The organism is Agromyces sp. NPDC004153 (genome assembly GCF_053603635.1).
On sequence record NZ_JBSGFY010000001.1, the window covers coordinates 2,445,379 to 2,461,193 of the forward strand.

A 15,815-nucleotide genomic window follows, 5' to 3' on the forward strand; every position below is an offset into this window, starting at 1 on the left:
CCAGCCCACGATGAGGTCGATCCCTACAGCGGCGACGTCGTCGGCTCGCCGCTGCGGCCCTGGTTCGCGACGATGGTCGCGTCGAGCAACCGCCGAACCCCGGCCATGCCGTCGATCGCGAAAGCCGCACGCTGCCGCTCCGCGCCGGTGCCCGCGCGGCGCAGACGTCGCACCGAGCTCTGGACGGCGTCGAGGTCGCCCTCCTCCTCGAGCTCGTCCGTGAGCAGGAGCACGAAGCGGCCCAGCACGTCGCCGGCCGGAGCGAGTCCGCCGGAGATCGGGTCGAACACGTCGGCGCGCATGCCGTGGTGCGCCGAGTGCAGCAGCGCCGCGCTGAGCAGCTCGGGCGGCACCTCGGCCGAGGCGTTCGCCGCGGCATCCGTCGCCGCGGGCCTCGTGAGTGCGTGACTCACGACCGCGCGGCAGAGCGCGGCGACGAGCAGGGTCGACTCGACGTCGAGCTGCGCGTCGGCCATGCGGAACTCGATCGTCGGGAGGTGCTCGGAGAGGCGCACGTCCCACGAGATCAGGCCGAGGTCCTTCGTGCCGCCGATGCCGAGGAGCCGGTGGACACGGCGGTCGTAGTCGGCGGCGTCGATGAACGACGGCGGGCAGCCCGAGATCGTCCAGCGGCGCAGCAGGATGGTGCGCCAGCTGTCGTAGCCCGTGTCGTGGCCACGCCACAGCGGAGAGTTCGTCGAGATGGCGGTGAGGAGGGGCATCCACGGCCGGACGGCGTTGAGCGCGACGACGCCCGCCTCGCGGTCGGGCACCCCGATGTGGACGTGCAGGCCGCTCAGCTGGTGGTCGGCGATGATCCCGCCCAGGTCGGCGACGATGCGGTGGTAGCGCTCGACGTCGGTGATCGAGGGGAACGGCGTCGTCTGCGGGGGAGTGCCCACGCTCGCGGCGACGACGCCGAGCGCGTCGGCGCGCTCGGCCACGAACCGCCGGAAGCCGAGCAGGGACGATCGCGCCTCCTCGAGCGAGGAGAACACCGCCGACGCGTGCTCGACCTGCGAGGCGAGGAACTCCTTGTGCGTGACGTCGGCCCACTGCGGCGACGCCATCAGGGCGCCGTACACGTCGGCCGCGACATCCGCCGGGCGCAGCGTCATGCGCTCGAGGAACTGGAACTCCTCTTCGATTCCGAACGTCCTCACGACGTGACCCCTCCGCCGACCCCGACCTGACCTCGAAACTGTCCCCCGATTCGACCATCGGTGGCTGGAATCCTCCTGTCAACCCCGTGACGGATGAACGGATCTCGGCTATCCGGTGACCCCCGAGGGAACGGCGCATCGGGCGGAAAGACCCGTCCGGGGGCACGTGTCGAGAACGCGCCGACAGCCTCGACATACTGGTGGGAGCGCGGTCCAGCCTCCTGAACGAAACGACGACGATGCACGATCGAAGGAGCTATTCCGATGAAGTACCTCATCCAGATCTATAGCAACCCCGAGTCGCGGGCGATGTGGGACAGCTTCACGCCCGAGCAGCAGGCCGAGGGCTACGCCTACTACCAGGCGATCAGCGAAGAGCTCGTGTCGAGCGGCGAGTACGTGGCCGCCGAGGCGCTCGCCGACGCCTCGCTCGCGAAGCGCGTGACGCAGGCCGACGGCAGCGCCGTGGCCAGCGACGGGCCCTTCGCCGAGACGAAGGAGCTGCTCGCCGGGTTCTACCTCGTCGACTGCGAGACCGAGGCGCGCGCCGTCGAGATCGCGGGCCGGTTCCCCGAGGCCGAGTTCGGGCTCATCGAGGTGCGCCCGGTGCTCGACATGGCCGCCCGCGGCGACGTCTGAGGCGACGAACGCGACGCCGGGCCAGGCGATGAGCGACGCCGTGAGCGACGCCGTCCGAGCACTGCGAGATGCCGCACCGTCGGCGCTCGCAGTGCTCGTGCGGCGCTACGGCGACTTCGAGGCGTGCGAGGACGCCATGCAGGAGGCGCTCATCGCGGCATCCGCCCAGTGGCCCCGCGACGGCGTGCCCGACAGCCCGCGCGCGTGGCTCGTGCAGGTGTCGTCGCGGCGATACATCGACCAGGTGCGATCGGATGCCGCGCGCCGCCGCCGCGAGTCGCTCGCCGCCGACCTCGAGCCGCCGCCCACGCCGATCCCCGCCGTCGACGACACCCTCGCCCTGTTCCTGCTCTGCTGCCATCCGGCGCTCACCACCCCGTCGCAGGTGGCGCTCACCCTGCGGGCGGTCGGCGGGCTCACCACGGCCGAGATCGCGCGCTCGCTGCTCGTGCCCGAGGCCACCGTCGCCCAGCGCATCTCGCGGGCGAAGGCGCGCATCAAGGCGAGCGACGAGGGCTTCCGGATGCCGCGCCCCGACGAGCTCGAAGCACGGCTCGGCGCGCTCCGCAGCGTGCTCTACCTCGTCTTCACCGAGGGGCACACCGCGAGCTCGGGCGACCGGCTCGCCCGGGTCGACCTCTCGGCCGAGGCGATCCGCCTCACGCGGCAGCTCCACGACGCCGACACCGATGCCTCGGGCGAGACGACCGGGCTCCTCGCCCTGATGCTCCTCACCGACGCGCGCCGTGCCGCCCGCACCGACGACGCGGGTGCGATCGTGCCGCTCGACGAGCAGGACCGCTCCCGCTGGGACCGGGTCATGATCGACGAGGGCGTCGCGCTCGTGACCGAGGTGCTCGATCGGGCGCCCGTCGGCCCGTACCAGCTGCAGGCCGCGATCGCGGCGGTGCACGACGAGGCGGACTCGACCGCGACGACCGACTGGCTCGAGATCCTCGGGCTCTACGACCTGCTCGCGCGCATGGCCCCGAGCCCGATGGTCACGCTCGGACGCATCGTCGCCCTCGCCATGGTGCAGGGCCCCGAGGCGGGACTCGCAGCGCTCGACCGCGCCGAGGCCGAACACGACGGCGGGCTGTCCGACCACCACCGCACCTGGGCCGTGCGCGCGCACCTGCTCGAGCAGTCGGGGTCGACGGATGCCGCATCGCTCGCGTTCGCGGAGGCCGCGCGCCGCACACTGAACGGCCCCGAGCAGCGCTACCTCGCCGCGAAGGCGGAGCGCCTGCGCAGCTCGGCCCGCTGAGCGGCCGCCCGCGGGATCGCGCACGCACCGCGGGAATCCCGTCCGTGCGCTGGAATCCCGACCGGGCGGGATTCCCGCGCGTCAGCGGGATTCCAGCGCGCGTTCAGAGGTCGAGGACCTCGAGGGCGACCTCGACGTCGTCGCCCTCCTCGATGCGCTCGGCGGTGCGCACGGCCTTCTTCACCGGCAGCACGTAGCTGCCCTGCTTCGAGTCGGGGAACACCGAGGTCGACCAGGTCGTGCCGCCCACCGTGACGCGCACGCGCACCGACCCGAAGCCGCGCGGCATGCGCGGCACCTCGCGGATGTCGTCGCCGATCTCTTCGGGCAGCGTCACGAAGAACCAGCCGCCTTGCGCGCTCCACTCCCAGAGCGGCGCCGTGAAGCGGAATCGCATGCCCGGATGCTACCGGCGACCGCCGACGCGCCGCCGGCCGCGCGGGTCGGACGCCGCCGGCTCGTCGGGCAGCGGAACCGTGGTGTGCTCGTCGGGGGCGCGCACGGGCAGCGTCACGGTGACGGTCGGCGCGGTCGTGCCACCCACGCCAGGCCCGACCGTCGCACTCGCCGGCTCCGCGTGCGGCGCAGTCCTGCGGGGCGGTGCGTCCTCCCGGAACAGCGCGACCAGCCGCTCGTGCGCGTCATCGTGCCCGGGCCGGGGCGCCGTGTGGGGACTCCACTTCGCGCCGTCCCAGTAGCGCAGGAGCGCGGCATCCGCGTCGTCGTCGTACCAGCCGGCCGCGCGCCGAGGCTCAGGCATCGTCGCGCTCCTTCCGCGTGAGCCGCACGGCGCGCACCGCGAGCTGCACGGCCGCGATGACCATGAGCGCGGCGAACAGCCACGCCGACCATTCGGGCGAGAGCAGGAACGCGATGGCGACGCCGCCGAACGAGGCGATCGTCGCCGCGATGCCGACCACGAGTGCGACCCGGAGGTCGACGATGCCCGCCCGCGTGTTCGCGACCGTGCCGCTGATCGCGGTGGGGAGCATCACGGCGAGCGACGTGCCCTTCGCCACGAGGTCGCTCATGCCGAACAGCGCGATGAACGCGGGCACCATGATCACGCCGCCGCCGATGCCGAACAGGCCCGAGGCGATGCCGATCACGATGCCGAGCGCGATCATGCCGAGGATGGGCAGGACGTCGAACTCGATCGACGTGTCACCGCGCACCGGCACCACGAGCACCATGCGCACCGCCACCGCGATGAGCAGCCCGACGAACAGCCACCGCAGCCAGCCGAGCGAGAGCCGGCGCAGCAGCCACGACCCGATCCACGACCCGACGATGCCGCCGATCGCGACGAACAGCGCCGCGAGCAGGTCGATCTCGCCGTTCGCGAAGTAGGTGAGCGATCCCGCGAGGGCGGCGGGCACGATGGCCGCGAGCGAGGTGGCCGACGCGCGCCGCTGGTCCATGCGCGCGAAGAGGATGAGGAGCGGGACCATGAGGATGCCGCCGCCGACGCCGAACGCGCCCGACAGCAGTCCGCCCGCCGCCCCGACGAGCGCGAGCCGCACCCACGGCACGCGCGCCTGATCGGCGGGAGCGTCGGGGGAGGTCACCCGCCCAGCGTAGCGGCGCGCGGCAGCCGGATCAGGCGGCGCGGTCGCCGGTCGCGAGCAGGACGGTGGACTCGGTGCGCTCGGTGGCGCCGACGCTCATCGACGGGTCGGCGACGACGTCGGGCAGCGACTCGATGGCCGGCACCGGCAGCGCGGCGGCGACCCGGGCGGATCGGCGCACCATGCGGCCGGCGAGCACGAGCAGCACGCCGAACACGGCGCCCGCCGTGTTCATCACGAGGTCGCGCGGGTCGGAGATGCGGTGCGGCTCTGGCACCTGGATGAGTTCGATGACGGTGGTGAACGCCAGCCCCGCGAGCAGCGCGAGCGCCCAGCGACGGCGCGGGATGAGCAGGGCCGCGAGCACGCCGACCGGGATGAACAGCGCCACGTTGAACGCCATCTCGGAGAGGTAGCCGGTGGTCCAGGTGGTCGTCGCCGTCCACGACTCGGGATTGAGGATGCCGCCGTCGAGCTGGCTGCCGCTGCTCGTGCGCCAGGGCGTCGGCCCGACCGTCGCCCACAGCACGAGGGCTGCGTAGGCGAGGGCGACGAATCGCAGGGGGCGGCGGTTCATCCCACGATTCTCCTCCGGTTCCCTATGAGCACGCTGGCACGTTGCCGCATGTCCGCCGATCGGCGGCAATGCCCACCTGTCGAGGACGAGTCGCTCGGGGTCGCGGACGAGGCGGCCGGGTCGGGAGCACCGCTCGGTTCAGGTCCGGGATCCACGTCACCGCACGTCACCTGTGGATGAAACCGTGCCGGATCGGCCCGAGTGCATTAGTGTTGGTTGACCTCCATCAGCGGGCATTCGCCCGCGCCTCCACCTGATTGCCCGGAGGCGGACCGATCCGCATGGCATGACCCGATACGAGACGGCGGATGCCGAGCGCATTCCGTCCCTCGCCCAAGACGCCTCGGCGGCACCGTGTCGCCGGAGCCGCGATCGACCGCCGATCGCACCGGGCACGCAGCCGGCGGCCCGCATGAGAGAAGGACAGCAGTATGGCAACCGGAACCGTCAAGTGGTTCAACGCCGAAAAGGGCTTCGGCTTCATCGCCCCCGACGACGGCAGCGCCGACGTCTTCGCGCACTTCAGCGCCATCACGGGCAGCGGCTACCGCTCGCTCGAAGAGGGCCAGAAGGTCGAGTTCGAGGTGGCGCAGGGTCCCAAGGGCCTGCAGGCCGAGAACATCCGCGGGCTCTAGGCTTCGCACAACCGGACGCCGTCGTGACTCGCTCGCGACGGCGTCCGTCGTCTCGGCCGGCGCCCGACCCGATGATGAGGATCGGGCTCAGCTGGGGCGCACGGATGCCGCGGCATCCGTCACCTCGTCGCGCCACGAGTGCCGCGGCTCATACCCGAGCATCCGGCGCGCCTTGTCGATCGAGAGCATCGTGTCGTTGACCCCGAGGTCACCGCGCACGGGCACGTCGGGGAACACCTCGGCGACGAGCTCGGCGTTCGGTCGGGTCATGACCGTGTCGGCCGCGGCGATGATGTAGCGCTCGAACCCGGGGTGCGCCGTGGCGAGCGCGAGGCTCACGGCCTGTGCGCCGTCGCGCGCGTCGATGTAGCCCCAGAGGTTCCACTTGCGCAGGCTCGCGTCGGCGTCGAACGACGGGAACGCGTCGTAGTCGGCGGGGTCCATCACGTTCGAGAAGCGCAGCGCCGTGATCGAGAGCTCGGGGTGCCAGCGCACGAGCTCGATCGCCATCTGCTCCTCGAGGTGCTTCACGAGCGAGTAGGTGCTCTCGGGCCGGGCCGCGTACTCCTCGTCGACGGGGATGTAGGGCGGCGGCACGTCGAACGGGAGGCCGAGCACGGTCTCGCTCGAGGCGTACACGATGCGCGTGATGCCGAGACGGCGGGCCGCCTGGAACGCGTTGAACGTCGACAGCATGTTGTTGTGGAACGTCGCGACGTCGCTCACGATGCCGGGCGCCGGGATCGCGGCGAGATGCACGATCGCGTCGACCCCGGCGTGCCGGTCGTCGACGCCCGCGATGGCGTCGATCACCTGCCCGTAGTCGGTGAGGTCGACGCGGGTCACCGACTCGCGGTCCCCCTGCTGGTCGAGGTTCACCACCTCGTGGCCCTCGTCGCGGAGCGTGCGGACGACGGTGCGGCCGAGCTTGCCCGAGCCACCGGTGACGGCGATGCGCATGCCCCAAGTCTGGCACCGGATGCCGCGGCGGCGCGTTGCGGCATCCGTCGCCGTTCACCGCGCTCGCGTGCGCGGCTTCGCCGCAGCCTTCGCCGTCGGTGCGCCGTTCTCGAGCGCCTTCGGCTTCGCGTTCGACCCGGTCGTCGCCCGGCCGCGCGCCGCCGGCCCCTTCGGCTTCGCGCCCGGCGGCTGCGCCATCAGGCGCTCGATCGCCTTCGCCATCGTGACGCCGCGCATGGCGTCGAGGTGGACCTCGATCGCGCGGAGGTCCTTCCGCAGCTCGGGGTCGTCGACGCGCGTCCGGAGCCGCCGCACGACCTTCACCCCAGCGTCGACCTCCTCGGCCGTGAGCTTCACCGTGTCGTCGCGGGCGAGGCCCGCGCTGCGCTTCATGAGCTCGGCGGTCTCGCCGAGCAGGTCGCGGTCGCCGAGCGCCGCCGCGAGGACGGGCACCTCGACGCGCTCGAACAGGGCGATCCACTCGCGTCCGGCGTCGGTCGTGGCGAGCAGCTTGTCGCGCACCTTCCGGAGCGCGTTGACCTCGGTCTGCGCGCGGAAGAACTGGAGTCCGATGAGCTCGATCGCGCAGATGCTCTGCTGGAGCAGCGCCACCATGCCCGACTTCGCGTCGCGCTTGACGGGCTCGGGGTCGGCGGGGTGGAACGACTCCTCGGCCGAGCCCACGTAGGGCCCCGTCTCGAACGTGAACCCGTAGGTCTTGCCGAGGCGGGAGCTCGCGATGTGCCGGCCGTAGGCGTAGTCGCTCCACGTGCCGGTGGTGGGGTAGAGGGCGACGCTCGCCTGATTCGCGTAGGTGCGGCCGCGCACGGCCGCGATGGCGTCGCGGATGCGTCCGCCCACGGTCTTGAACCGCTGCAGGTCGCGCGGCGCGAGGTACTCCTGGTACCCCGGGATGCCGATGGGCGCGCACGTGCCGGTCGGCAGGGTCGTGAACTTCTTCGACGGATCGGTCGTCTGCGTCGGGGCGTGCCCCCACGGCCAGAGGATGAGCTCGGAGTACGAGTGCACGTCGACGAACGTGTCGACCCGGTGCGTGTCGAGCAGGTGCTTGACGTTGCGGTTCTCGGGCTCGCTGAATGCGCTCGGCCCGACGTAGATGTCGGTGCACGGGTTGCACGAGGTCTGTCCCTGCGTCACGCCCCACACGAAGTCGGCGTTGCGGTTGAGGTCGACGCCGATGCACGACGTGCCCGCGTTCGTCCGGCGGTTCTTGCGCCACATCCCGTCGACCGTCATCACGTGGACCCGTCCGTCGGGGTTCACGCACGGCACCATCCAGATGTCGAGGGCCTCGAGCATGAGCTTGACGTCGGCGGCGGGCCAGCGCCGGCCGCCGTAGACGAGGTCGCGCTCGTTGACGTAGCTCGTGAACAGGTCGACGGCGAGCTCGACGATCGCGTCGGGATTCATGAGCTCGCGCGCGTGCGTGCCGCCGACGAGCAGCACGCCGCGTCGCTCGGGTCCCGTGCCGGCGCGCAGCCGGAGGGCGAAGACGGGGCGTCCCTGCACGGATGCCTCGGGGAGCTGGATCCGCGTGAAGAAGTCGGGGAACCACGTGGCGAGGAGCTGCGTCAGCGAGTCGAGCTGCGCGACCGTGCGGTACATCAGCCCTCCTCCTCACGCGGGATGCCGGCGACGCGTTCGTCGAGCCAGCGCTTCGCGTCCTCGTCGGACTGGATGAGCTTCGGATCGAGCGGCTCGATCGGCACGGTGCGGAACACCCGCACCTCGTAGCCGCGTCGCACGAGCTCGGCGAGCTCCTCCGCCGTGACGACGACGCGCACCCCGCCCTGCGGATCGGGGATGCGGTCGAGGTCGAGGTCGGACACCTGGCTCAGCGCGACGTCGCGCTCGCCCGGGTGCACCGTCGCCTCGAAGCGGCCGCCGTCCTGACGACCCGGCCTCTCGTCGACGCCGTCGTCGCCGTCATCGCGCTCTGCGCGCTTCGATCGCCTGGCCATGAGACTTCCCCCTCAGGTCGATGGCACGCCCGAAGGTCGATGGCGCGCCCGGCGCGCTCGCGCGGGCATGTCGACTCGCGCGGGCGCGTCGAACGGGCTCCCCCCGGACCCCTCTGGGCGTCAACGTACTCCCGCCGCAGAAGTGACGCAACCTCACGTGAGGCGGGCCACTGGATGCCGGTGGACGCGGCATCCGGCGCGCCTCACAGGCCGTGTTCATGTCGGGGCCGTAGCGTTCGAGCATCTGCAGCGGGCGATCGCCCGCGTGACCCGGCTGGGAAGTCGACGACCCGCTGGGAATCCGACATCTCACACACCGAAACGCTCGGTGCGATCAGGGCCACCAAGCCCCGCACCGGCTCTGCCGACATCACCCGCAGCTACACCGCCCTCTCCCGGGTCGTCCGAGAATCCGGTCTCCTGCATCGCACGCGCTGGTTCTACCTCGGACTCGTGTCGCTGCTGACGCTCGCCCTCGGCGGCGCCATCACGGGGTTCATCCTGCTCGGCGACTCCTGGTTCCAGCTCCTCATGGCCGGCGCGCTCGGGCTCATCTTCACGCAGTTCGCGTTCCTCGCGCACGAGGCGTCGCACCGCCAGGTACTGGAGTCCGGGCCCGCCAACGACCGCATCGGGCGGATCCTCGCCGCCGGCGTCGTCGGCATCAGCTACTCGTGGTGGATGACGAAGCACACCCGCCATCACGCCAACCCGAACCGGCTCGGCAAGGACCCCGACATCGAGTTCGACACGATCTCCTTCACCGAGACGGATGCCGCGAGGCAGCGCGGCGTGCTCGCGCTCATCACGCGCCGACAGGGCTGGCTGTTCTTCCCGCTGCTCACGCTCGAGGGCCTCAACCTGCACGCCCGGTCCATCCGGACCCTCTTCGACCGCGGGCCGGTCAAAGGTCGATGGATCGAGCTCGGGCTCATCGCCGCGCGATTCACCGTGTACGTCGGCGCGATCTTCTGGGTCCTTCCCCTTGGCATGGCATTCGCGTTCATCGGCGTGCAACTCGCCGTCTTCGGGGTGTACATGGGCGCCTCGTTCGCGCCGAACCACAAGGGCATGCCGCTCATCCCGGCCGATGCGAAGCTCGACTTCCTCTCGAAGCAGGTGCTCACCTCACGCAACATCTCGGGCGGATTCTGGGCGAGCGCGCTGCTCGGCGGCCTCAACTACCAGGTGGAGCACCACCTCTTCCCGAACATGCCGCGCCCGCACCTGGCGAAGGCGCGCGAGATCGTGCGCGAGCACTGCCGCACGCTCGACGTGCCCTACACCGAGACGACGCTCGTCCGCTCGTACGGGATCGTCATCCGCTACCTCAACGAGGTCGGACTCTCTGCGAGGGATCCGTTCGACTGCCCGATGGTGAATCGCTTCCGGCGGGCCTGACGCTCGTGCGGTTCGTCGGGGACCTCGATGGGCATCACGCCGACGTGTCGGCGTCTTCGGAGCTTCGCTCAATAGGGTCATGGTGACGCCGATGTTCGCGGACGACCCTGAGGAGGATCCCCCGATGCAGTGCCCCAATGACGGAACCGTGCTCGTGATGAGCGAGCGCAGCGGCATCGAGATCGACTACTGCCCGACGTGCCGCGGCGTGTGGCTCGACCGCGGCGAGCTCGACAAGATCATCGAGCGCGACGCCCGCGAATTCGGCCAGGCCGCGTCGGCCGCCCAGGCCCCCGCTGCGCCGGCCGCACCGCCCGCGCCGCCGCAGTACCAGCAGCCCGCCTACGGGCAGCAGTCGTACGACCCCCGCTACGACCGTGGCTACGACAATCGCGGCTACGGCGACCAGGGCTACCGCAAGAAGAAGAAGGAGAGCTGGCTCTCCGACCTCTTCGACTGAGTCGCAGCACTCCGCCGCTCGCTAGAAGCGGCGGAACACGTGGAACGACGTGGGCGTGCAGGTGTAGGTCGACGACCCGACCTCATGCACGCCGGTGCCGAGCTGGGCGCAGGTCTGTGCCGCATCCACGAGGTTCGGGACGATCGCCCCGAGGATGAGGAGCGTCACCGTGACGCCGACGCCCGCGATCACGATGCCGGCGATCGCGAACCCGTTCTGGTGGCCCGCTCGCTTCGATCGCACGAGCGCGACGATGCTCAGCGCGAGGGCGACGACGTTGACGAGCGCGAGGAACGAGAGGGCGAACCCGACGATCCCGAGGGTCCGCCCGGGGACCGGAGCGGTCGGCGAGGCCGCGGCAGGTGCAGCTGCGCCGGCGAGCGGCGGCCCGGGAGTCGGCGGCGAGTCGGAGGCGGACAGGGGCGTGGGGGCGTCGGCAGGGGCGACGTCGACCGGTTCGGGCATGAGCACCATCATGGCGGGTGCGGGGCGCCGGCGGCACCTCCCGAACGAGGGCGCCGGCACCTCCCGAATGAGGGCGGCAACCGGATGCCGCTGCGCCGTCCGCGTCAGTCGGCGAGCGCCTCGAGCACCCGGCGCGCGACCGAGGCGCTCGACTGGGGGTTCTGCCCGGTGATGAGATTGCCGTCGACGACGACGTGGTCGCTCCAGGGCGCAGCCGACTCGATGACGGCGCCGGCGTCGCGGAGCGCGGTCTCGACCCACCACGGGGTGTTCTCGCCGGTGCCGCCGGTGCGCTCCTCCTCGTCGGTGAAGACGGTGAGGCGGCGTCCGGCGAAGGCATTGGTGCCGTCGGCGAGCGTCGCGGACAGCAGCGCGGCGGGTCCGTGGCAGAACGGCGCGATGATCGTGCCGGCGTCGTTCGCGGCGACGAGCACGCGGCCGACGGCCGGGTCGGATGCGAGGTCGGCCATCGGGCCGTGGCCGCCCGGGAGCACGACCGCGGCGTAGTCGGCCGGGTCGACGTCGGCGACGGGCACCGCGGCGGTGAGCCCGTCGGCGATCGACGCGAGGTACGCCTCGAGTTCGCGCGCCGTCTCGGCGCTGCCGACGGCGGCCGCGTCCAGGCTCACGGCATCCACCGTCGGCGTGACGCCGCCGGGCGTCGCGATCGTGATCCGGTGGCCGGCCGCGACGAGGTCGCGGTGCGCCGTCACGAGCTCCTCGGCCCAGAAGCCGGTCGGATGCTCCGACCCGTCCTTCATGGTGAGGCTGGTCGCGCCGCTGACGATCATGAGGATGTCGCTCATTCGTGTTCCTGTTCTCGAAGCGGGGTCGGGTTCGGTCCTGGTCGATGTGCGACTCAGGCGACGGATGCCGCGGGCTCGCGCTCGGGCGAGGCGGGCGTCGTCGCGGCATCCGCTGCGGGCGTCGTCGCGGCATCCGCTCGCCCTTCGCGACGAGCCGTGACCGCCGCGACCGTCATGACCGCGAGCGCAGCGAGCGTGATGACCGCGCCCGCCCAGATGGGCGACGTGTAGCCGAGGCCCGCAGTGATGCCGACGCCGCCGGCGAACGCGCCGAGCGCGTTGCCGAGGTTGAACGCGCCGATGTTCGCGCCCGACGCGAGCGTGGGGGCCGAGGCGGCGTAGCGCATGATGCGGCTCTGGAGCCCGGGCACGGTGCCGAACCCGAAGGCGCCCATGAGCACGAGCAGCACCACGGTGGCGACGGGGCTCCAGGCGAGCCAGGCGAAGAGCGCCAGCACGACGACGAGTGCGCCGATGAAGGCGAGCAGCGTGCCGTCGATCGAGCGGTCGGCGAGGCGTCCGCCGACCCAGTTGCCGACGACGAGGCCCGCGCCGAAGAGCACGAGGAGCCACGGCACCGCGTTCGCCGCGAAGCCGCTCACCTCGGTGAGCGTGTAGGCGATGTAGGTGAACGCCCCGAACATGCCGCCGAAGCCGAGCACGGTGACGAGGAGCGAGAGCCACACCTGTCCCGAGCGGAAGGCGCCGAGCTCGCGACGCAGGCTCGGGGCCGGCCCGTCGCGGTGGAGCGCGGGGACGAGCGTGGCGATGCCGACGAGCGCGAGCACGCCGATCGCCGCGATCACCCAGAACGTCGAGCGCCAGCCGAACTGCTGGCCGAGGAACGTGCCGAACGGCACGCCGAGCACGTTCGCGGCGGTGAGACCCGTGAACATGATCGCGATGGCGCCGGCGGCCTTCTCGGGCGCGACGAGACCGGCTGCGACGACCGAGCCGATGCCGAAGAACGCGCCGTGGCAGAGCGCCGCGATGACGCGGCCCGTCATCATGAGCTCGTACGTCGGGGCCAGCGCCGACAGCGCGTTGCCGACGATGAAGAGCACGAGCAGGCCCATGAGCACGGGCTTGCGGGGGAGACGGGTGGTGGCGGCGGTGAGTCCGAGCGCGCCCACGACGACGGCGAGCGCGTAGCCCGAGATGAGCCAGCCCGCCGCGGCCTCGGTGACGCCGTAGTCGGCGGCCACCTCGGGCAGCAGGCCCATGATGACGAATTCGGTGAGGCCGATGCCGAAGCCCCCGATGGCGAGGGCGACGAGTCCGAGTGGCATGCGGAAGATCTCCTGGGAAGGGGTAAGATAGTTGCAGACGCGCTCTATTGCGAACGCGGGCACAATACTTGCACACGCAAATACAAAGCGCAAGCAACTACTTTCGGAACGAGATCCGAGGAGCATCACATGGGCATCGCCGACGACGCGGTCGAGGTGCGCGCACAGGGCTGGCGCACGCTGGCCGCCCTGCACGGCATGATCGAGGCGGAGCTCGAGCGCGCGCTCGCCGCATCCGTCGACCTCTCGGTCGTCGAGTACACCGTGCTCGACGCGCTGAGCCGGCAGGACGGCTGGCACATGCGCATGCAGCAGCTCGCGCGCGCCGCAGCCCTCAGCCCGAGCGCCACCACGCGCCTCGTGAACCGGCTCGAGGATCGCGCGCTGCTCACGCGCATCCTCTGCGCCGACGACCGGCGCGGCATCTACACCGAGCTCACGCCGGCCGGCCGTGCGCTCTACGAGCGTGCGCGGCCGATCCACAACGAGACGCTCGAACGCGTGCTCGCCGAGGCCGCGGATCAGCCCGAGCTCGCGCCCGTCGTCGAGGCGCTGCACGGCGCAGCCGTGCCGACCCGCTGACGCGTCGACGCGGCATCCGCCGCCTGAGGTGACGGATGCCGCGTCGTGATCGTCAGGCGGCCGCGCCGCCGATGTTGACGAGCCAGCTCACGCCGAAGCGGTCGACGAGCATGCCGAAGGCGTCGCCCCAGGGCGCGACCTCGAGCGGCTGCACGACGGTGCCGCCGTCGGCGAGCTTGTCCCAGTAGCCGCGCAGCGTCGCATCCTCGTCGTTCGTGCCCGAGAGCGACACCGAGAATCCCGAGATGCCGTTGTAGTCCATGCGCTTGGGCGTGTCCGCGCCCATGAGCGTGAGGCCCGGCCCGTCGAGCTGGGCGTGCATCACGAGGTCGTTCTCTGCGGGGTCCTCGGCCGACTGGAAGTCGGCGAACGTCGAGACGTTGAGGTCGCCCCCGAAGACGGAGTGGTAGAACTCCATCGCCTCGCGGGCGTTGTCGCGGAAGTTCAGGTACGGGTTGAGCGTGACCATCGTGGCCTCCAGATCGTCGTCGGTCCTCCGCCCGATTCTGCTCCGGATGCCGCGGCGATGCGAGGGGGTCCCGGCAAACTCTTGACGACCATCCGGGATGGGCGTACTCTCGTAATCAATCAAATGATTGATCAAGCATCGAGTTGACAAAGGAGGCGGCCATGATCTACGACCCGAGCGCCGACGACCGCCTCAACCGGGCCTTCATGGCCCTCGCCGACCCGGTGCGCCGCCGCATCATCGCCCGGCTCAGCCGGGGCCCGGCGACGGTCAACGAACTGGCCGAGCCGTTCGAGATCACCAAGCAGGCGGTCTCGAAGCACATCCAGGTGCTCGAGCAGGCGGGGCTCGTGACGCGCACGCGCGACGCGCAGCGCCGGCCCGTGCACCTGGATGCGGCGCAGCTCGAGGCGCTCACCGCATGGATCGACCGCTACCGGCTGATCCACGAGCGGCAGTTCCGCAACCTGGACGCGCTGCTCACCGGCCACGGCACGGACGCCGCGGCATCCGACACCGAAGCCCCGAACACCGGGGCCGCACAGGAAGCGACGGAACCATGACGAACCCCGTCACCATCAACGCCCCCGAGGGGCTCCCCTTCATCGAGATCATCCGCGAGTTCGACGCGCCCGTCGAGGCCGTCTTCCGCGCCCACGCCGAGCCCGAGCTGGTGAAGCAGTGGCTCGGACCGAACGGCTACGAGATGGACGTCGAGCGCTGGGACTTCACGACCCAGGGCGGCTACCGCTACGTGCACCGCAGCCCCGACGGCGAGGAGTACCGGTTCAACGGCACGTTCCACACGGTGCGCGACAACGAGTTCGCCGTGCAGACCTTCGAGTTCGAGGGCGTGCCCGACGTGGTCGCCGTCGAGAGCATGACCTTCGAGGACCTCGGCGACGGCCGCACCCGGCTCCGCGGCTGGTCGACCTACCCGAGCGTCGAGGCACGCGACGGCATGGTCGAGTCGGGCATGGAGATCGGCCTGCGCGAGGGCTTCGAGCGCCTCGACGCGATCCTCGCCGCCTGACCAGCACCCACCGGCGCGATCGCCTCGCGCCGACCCGCACCGACCGAGACGCCACGAGAAACGGAGCACACCATGGACTGGACCCTCGAGGTCGTCCTCCTCCCCGTCACCGACATCGACCGGTCCGTCGCGTTCTACCGCGACCAGGTCGGATTCGACCTCGACCACGACACGCGCAACGAGCACATGCACGTCGTGCAACTCACCCCGCGCGGATCCGGCTGCTCGATCGTGATCGGCGACCTGCCCTCCCAGCGCGAGATGGCGCCGGGCTCGATGCGCGGGCTGCAGCTCGTCGTCGCCGACGCGGCCGCCGCACGCGAGGAGCTCATCTCCCGCGGCATCGAATGCAGCGAGATCACCGTGTTCGACGAGCGCGACGGCGGCACCTTCTTCGGGTTCGCCGATCCCGACGGCAACACGTGGGCCGTGCAGCAGATCAAGGCGCGCGGCGAGCGGCCGCTCATCCCGCTCGACGCCCGCCAGCGCTTCGGCGCCGAGCAGGAGGGCTGACGGCGC

Annotated in this window: 21 protein-coding genes; 9 read left to right on the top strand and 12 right to left on the bottom strand. The window is 71.3% G+C overall.

Features of this window, described 5'->3' with window-relative positions; all coding sequences use genetic code 11:
- Positions 1 to 23: 23 nt before the first annotated feature.
- Positions 24 to 1,163, bottom strand: a complete 1,140-nt coding sequence (locus ACWEOH_RS11460) for a carboxylate-amine ligase (RefSeq protein WP_452031017.1) — start codon at positions 1,161 to 1,163, stop codon at positions 24 to 26.
- Between the two features lie 264 nt (positions 1,164 to 1,427).
- Between ACWEOH_RS11460 and ACWEOH_RS11465 the strand changes: the two genes are divergently transcribed.
- Positions 1,428 to 1,802 carry a YciI family protein gene (locus tag ACWEOH_RS11465; protein ID WP_452031018.1) on the top strand — a complete coding sequence of 125 codons (375 nt, stop codon included), beginning with the start codon at positions 1,428 to 1,430 and terminating at the stop codon, positions 1,800 to 1,802.
- Between the two features lie 40 nt (positions 1,803 to 1,842).
- Complete coding sequence (locus ACWEOH_RS11470; RefSeq protein ID WP_452031020.1) at positions 1,843 to 3,069, top strand: RNA polymerase sigma factor; 1,227 nt, start codon at positions 1,843 to 1,845, stop codon at positions 3,067 to 3,069.
- Between the two features lie 103 nt (positions 3,070 to 3,172).
- Here the strand turns inward: ACWEOH_RS11470 and ACWEOH_RS11475 are convergent, their stop codons facing one another.
- From ACWEOH_RS11475 to ACWEOH_RS11490, 4 genes are read right to left on the bottom strand one after another with little or no spacing between them, the layout of a single operon-like run.
- Complete coding sequence (locus tag ACWEOH_RS11475; RefSeq protein ID WP_148733556.1) at positions 3,173 to 3,466, bottom strand: DUF1905 domain-containing protein; 294 nt, start codon at positions 3,464 to 3,466, stop codon at positions 3,173 to 3,175.
- Between the two features lie 9 nt (positions 3,467 to 3,475).
- Complete coding sequence (locus ACWEOH_RS11480) at positions 3,476 to 3,829, bottom strand: DUF2510 domain-containing protein (protein WP_452031022.1); 354 nt, start codon at positions 3,827 to 3,829, stop codon at positions 3,476 to 3,478.
- Positions 3,822 to 4,637: a sulfite exporter TauE/SafE family protein gene (locus ACWEOH_RS11485; protein WP_452031024.1), complete on the bottom strand. Its 816-nt coding sequence runs from the start codon at positions 4,635 to 4,637 to the stop codon at positions 3,822 to 3,824. Before ACWEOH_RS11485 ends, ACWEOH_RS11480 begins: the two co-directional genes overlap by 8 nt.
- 31 nt (positions 4,638 to 4,668) lie before the next feature.
- Positions 4,669 to 5,214: a VanZ family protein gene (locus tag ACWEOH_RS11490; RefSeq protein ID WP_452031026.1), complete on the bottom strand. Its 546-nt coding sequence runs from the start codon at positions 5,212 to 5,214 to the stop codon at positions 4,669 to 4,671.
- Positions 5,215 to 5,645: 431 nt separating this feature from the next.
- On the opposite strand from ACWEOH_RS11490, the gene ACWEOH_RS11495 reads away from it, so the two are divergent.
- On the top strand, positions 5,646 to 5,849 hold the full coding sequence (locus ACWEOH_RS11495; RefSeq protein ID WP_056733649.1) for a cold-shock protein: 204 nt from the start codon (positions 5,646 to 5,648) through the stop codon (positions 5,847 to 5,849).
- Between the two features lie 87 nt (positions 5,850 to 5,936).
- Here the strand turns inward: ACWEOH_RS11495 and ACWEOH_RS11500 are convergent, their stop codons facing one another.
- Genes ACWEOH_RS11500 through ACWEOH_RS11510 form a run of 3 tightly spaced genes read right to left on the bottom strand, consistent with a single transcriptional unit; the run spans position 5,937 to position 8,791 of the window.
- Positions 5,937 to 6,809 carry an NAD-dependent epimerase/dehydratase family protein gene (locus ACWEOH_RS11500; RefSeq protein ID WP_452031028.1) on the bottom strand — a complete coding sequence of 291 codons (873 nt, stop codon included), beginning with the start codon at positions 6,807 to 6,809 and terminating at the stop codon, positions 5,937 to 5,939.
- A 54-nt stretch (positions 6,810 to 6,863) separates the two neighbouring features.
- Positions 6,864 to 8,435, bottom strand: a complete 1,572-nt coding sequence (locus tag ACWEOH_RS11505; RefSeq protein WP_452031030.1) for a M14 family zinc carboxypeptidase — start codon at positions 8,433 to 8,435, stop codon at positions 6,864 to 6,866.
- Positions 8,435 to 8,791, bottom strand: a complete 357-nt coding sequence (locus ACWEOH_RS11510) for a hypothetical protein (protein ID WP_452031032.1) — start codon at positions 8,789 to 8,791, stop codon at positions 8,435 to 8,437. Before ACWEOH_RS11510 ends, ACWEOH_RS11505 begins: the two co-directional genes overlap by 1 nt.
- A 174-nt stretch (positions 8,792 to 8,965) precedes the next feature.
- Between ACWEOH_RS11510 and ACWEOH_RS11515 the strand changes: the two genes are divergently transcribed.
- Both ACWEOH_RS11515 and ACWEOH_RS11520 read left to right on the top strand, forming a co-directional pair.
- A complete protein-coding gene (locus tag ACWEOH_RS11515; protein WP_452031034.1) occupies positions 8,966 to 10,192 on the top strand; it encodes a fatty acid desaturase family protein in 1,227 nt (408 codons plus the stop codon).
- Between the two features lie 124 nt (positions 10,193 to 10,316).
- The gene (locus ACWEOH_RS11520; RefSeq protein ID WP_452031036.1) at positions 10,317 to 10,652 is read left to right on the top strand and encodes a TFIIB-type zinc ribbon-containing protein; all 336 of its coding nucleotides are present in this window, start codon (positions 10,317 to 10,319) and stop codon (positions 10,650 to 10,652) included.
- A 21-nt stretch (positions 10,653 to 10,673) separates the two neighbouring features.
- Here the strand turns inward: ACWEOH_RS11520 and ACWEOH_RS11525 are convergent, their stop codons facing one another.
- The 3 genes from ACWEOH_RS11525 to ACWEOH_RS11535 all read right to left on the bottom strand — a co-directional run bounded on the left by ACWEOH_RS11525 (position 10,674) and on the right by ACWEOH_RS11535 (position 13,212).
- The gene (locus ACWEOH_RS11525) at positions 10,674 to 11,117 is read right to left on the bottom strand and encodes a hypothetical protein (RefSeq protein ID WP_452031038.1); all 444 of its coding nucleotides are present in this window, start codon (positions 11,115 to 11,117) and stop codon (positions 10,674 to 10,676) included.
- Positions 11,118 to 11,221: 104 nt separating this feature from the next.
- Positions 11,222 to 11,923: a type 1 glutamine amidotransferase domain-containing protein gene (locus tag ACWEOH_RS11530; RefSeq protein ID WP_452031040.1), complete on the bottom strand. Its 702-nt coding sequence runs from the start codon at positions 11,921 to 11,923 to the stop codon at positions 11,222 to 11,224.
- A 53-nt stretch (positions 11,924 to 11,976) separates the two neighbouring features.
- The gene (locus tag ACWEOH_RS11535) at positions 11,977 to 13,212 is read right to left on the bottom strand and encodes an MFS transporter (protein ID WP_452031042.1); all 1,236 of its coding nucleotides are present in this window, start codon (positions 13,210 to 13,212) and stop codon (positions 11,977 to 11,979) included.
- A 129-nt stretch (positions 13,213 to 13,341) separates the two neighbouring features.
- Here ACWEOH_RS11535 and ACWEOH_RS11540 point away from each other — a divergent pair, with 129 nt between their 5' ends.
- Positions 13,342 to 13,794 (top strand): MarR family winged helix-turn-helix transcriptional regulator, encoded by a 453-nt coding sequence (locus ACWEOH_RS11540; RefSeq protein WP_452031044.1) that lies wholly within the window; start codon positions 13,342 to 13,344, stop codon positions 13,792 to 13,794.
- Positions 13,795 to 13,846: 52 nt separating this feature from the next.
- Here ACWEOH_RS11540 and ACWEOH_RS11545 read toward each other — a convergent pair whose 3' ends face one another.
- Complete coding sequence (locus ACWEOH_RS11545; RefSeq protein ID WP_452031046.1) at positions 13,847 to 14,263, bottom strand: VOC family protein; 417 nt, start codon at positions 14,261 to 14,263, stop codon at positions 13,847 to 13,849.
- Between the two features lie 161 nt (positions 14,264 to 14,424).
- Between ACWEOH_RS11545 and ACWEOH_RS11550 the strand changes: the two genes are divergently transcribed.
- From ACWEOH_RS11550 to ACWEOH_RS11560, 3 genes are all read left to right on the top strand, one after another.
- A complete protein-coding gene (locus tag ACWEOH_RS11550) occupies positions 14,425 to 14,826 on the top strand; it encodes an ArsR/SmtB family transcription factor (protein ID WP_452031048.1) in 402 nt (133 codons plus the stop codon).
- Entirely contained in the window at positions 14,823 to 15,296 is a 474-nt protein-coding gene (locus ACWEOH_RS11555) for an SRPBCC family protein (protein WP_452031050.1), read from the top strand. Before ACWEOH_RS11550 ends, ACWEOH_RS11555 begins: the two co-directional genes overlap by 4 nt.
- A 72-nt stretch (positions 15,297 to 15,368) precedes the next feature.
- Positions 15,369 to 15,809: a VOC family protein gene (locus ACWEOH_RS11560; RefSeq protein WP_452031052.1), complete on the top strand. Its 441-nt coding sequence runs from the start codon at positions 15,369 to 15,371 to the stop codon at positions 15,807 to 15,809.
- Positions 15,810 to 15,815 lie beyond the last annotated feature (6 nt).

Coding starts and splice junctions, on each gene's coding strand:
- ACWEOH_RS11505 (WP_452031030.1), bottom strand. CDS start 8,435: ATGTACCGCACGGTCGCGCAGCTCGACTCGCTGACGCAGCTCCTCGCC.
- ACWEOH_RS11515 (WP_452031034.1), top strand. CDS start 8,966: ATGCCGGTGGACGCGGCATCCGGCGCGCCTCACAGGCCGTGTTCATGT.
- ACWEOH_RS11535 (WP_452031042.1), bottom strand. CDS start 13,212: ATGCCACTCGGACTCGTCGCCCTCGCCATCGGGGGCTTCGGCATCGGC.
- ACWEOH_RS11490 (WP_452031026.1), bottom strand. CDS start 5,214: ATGAACCGCCGCCCCCTGCGATTCGTCGCCCTCGCCTACGCAGCCCTC.
- ACWEOH_RS11480 (WP_452031022.1), bottom strand. CDS start 3,829: ATGCCTGAGCCTCGGCGCGCGGCCGGCTGGTACGACGACGACGCGGAT.
- ACWEOH_RS11525 (WP_452031038.1), bottom strand. CDS start 11,117: ATGCCCGAACCGGTCGACGTCGCCCCTGCCGACGCCCCCACGCCCCTG.
- ACWEOH_RS11545 (WP_452031046.1), bottom strand. CDS start 14,263: ATGGTCACGCTCAACCCGTACCTGAACTTCCGCGACAACGCCCGCGAG.
- ACWEOH_RS11530 (WP_452031040.1), bottom strand. CDS start 11,923: ATGAGCGACATCCTCATGATCGTCAGCGGCGCGACCAGCCTCACCATG.
- ACWEOH_RS11475 (WP_148733556.1), bottom strand. CDS start 3,466: ATGCGATTCCGCTTCACGGCGCCGCTCTGGGAGTGGAGCGCGCAAGGC.
- ACWEOH_RS11555 (WP_452031050.1), top strand. CDS start 14,823: ATGACGAACCCCGTCACCATCAACGCCCCCGAGGGGCTCCCCTTCATC.
- ACWEOH_RS11550 (WP_452031048.1), top strand. CDS start 14,425: ATGATCTACGACCCGAGCGCCGACGACCGCCTCAACCGGGCCTTCATG.
- ACWEOH_RS11520 (WP_452031036.1), top strand. CDS start 10,317: ATGCAGTGCCCCAATGACGGAACCGTGCTCGTGATGAGCGAGCGCAGC.
- ACWEOH_RS11510 (WP_452031032.1), bottom strand. CDS start 8,791: ATGGCCAGGCGATCGAAGCGCGCAGAGCGCGATGACGGCGACGACGGC.
- ACWEOH_RS11500 (WP_452031028.1), bottom strand. CDS start 6,809: ATGCGCATCGCCGTCACCGGTGGCTCGGGCAAGCTCGGCCGCACCGTC.
- ACWEOH_RS11540 (WP_452031044.1), top strand. CDS start 13,342: ATGGGCATCGCCGACGACGCGGTCGAGGTGCGCGCACAGGGCTGGCGC.
- ACWEOH_RS11560 (WP_452031052.1), top strand. CDS start 15,369: ATGGACTGGACCCTCGAGGTCGTCCTCCTCCCCGTCACCGACATCGAC.
- ACWEOH_RS11465 (WP_452031018.1), top strand. CDS start 1,428: ATGAAGTACCTCATCCAGATCTATAGCAACCCCGAGTCGCGGGCGATG.
- ACWEOH_RS11495 (WP_056733649.1), top strand. CDS start 5,646: ATGGCAACCGGAACCGTCAAGTGGTTCAACGCCGAAAAGGGCTTCGGC.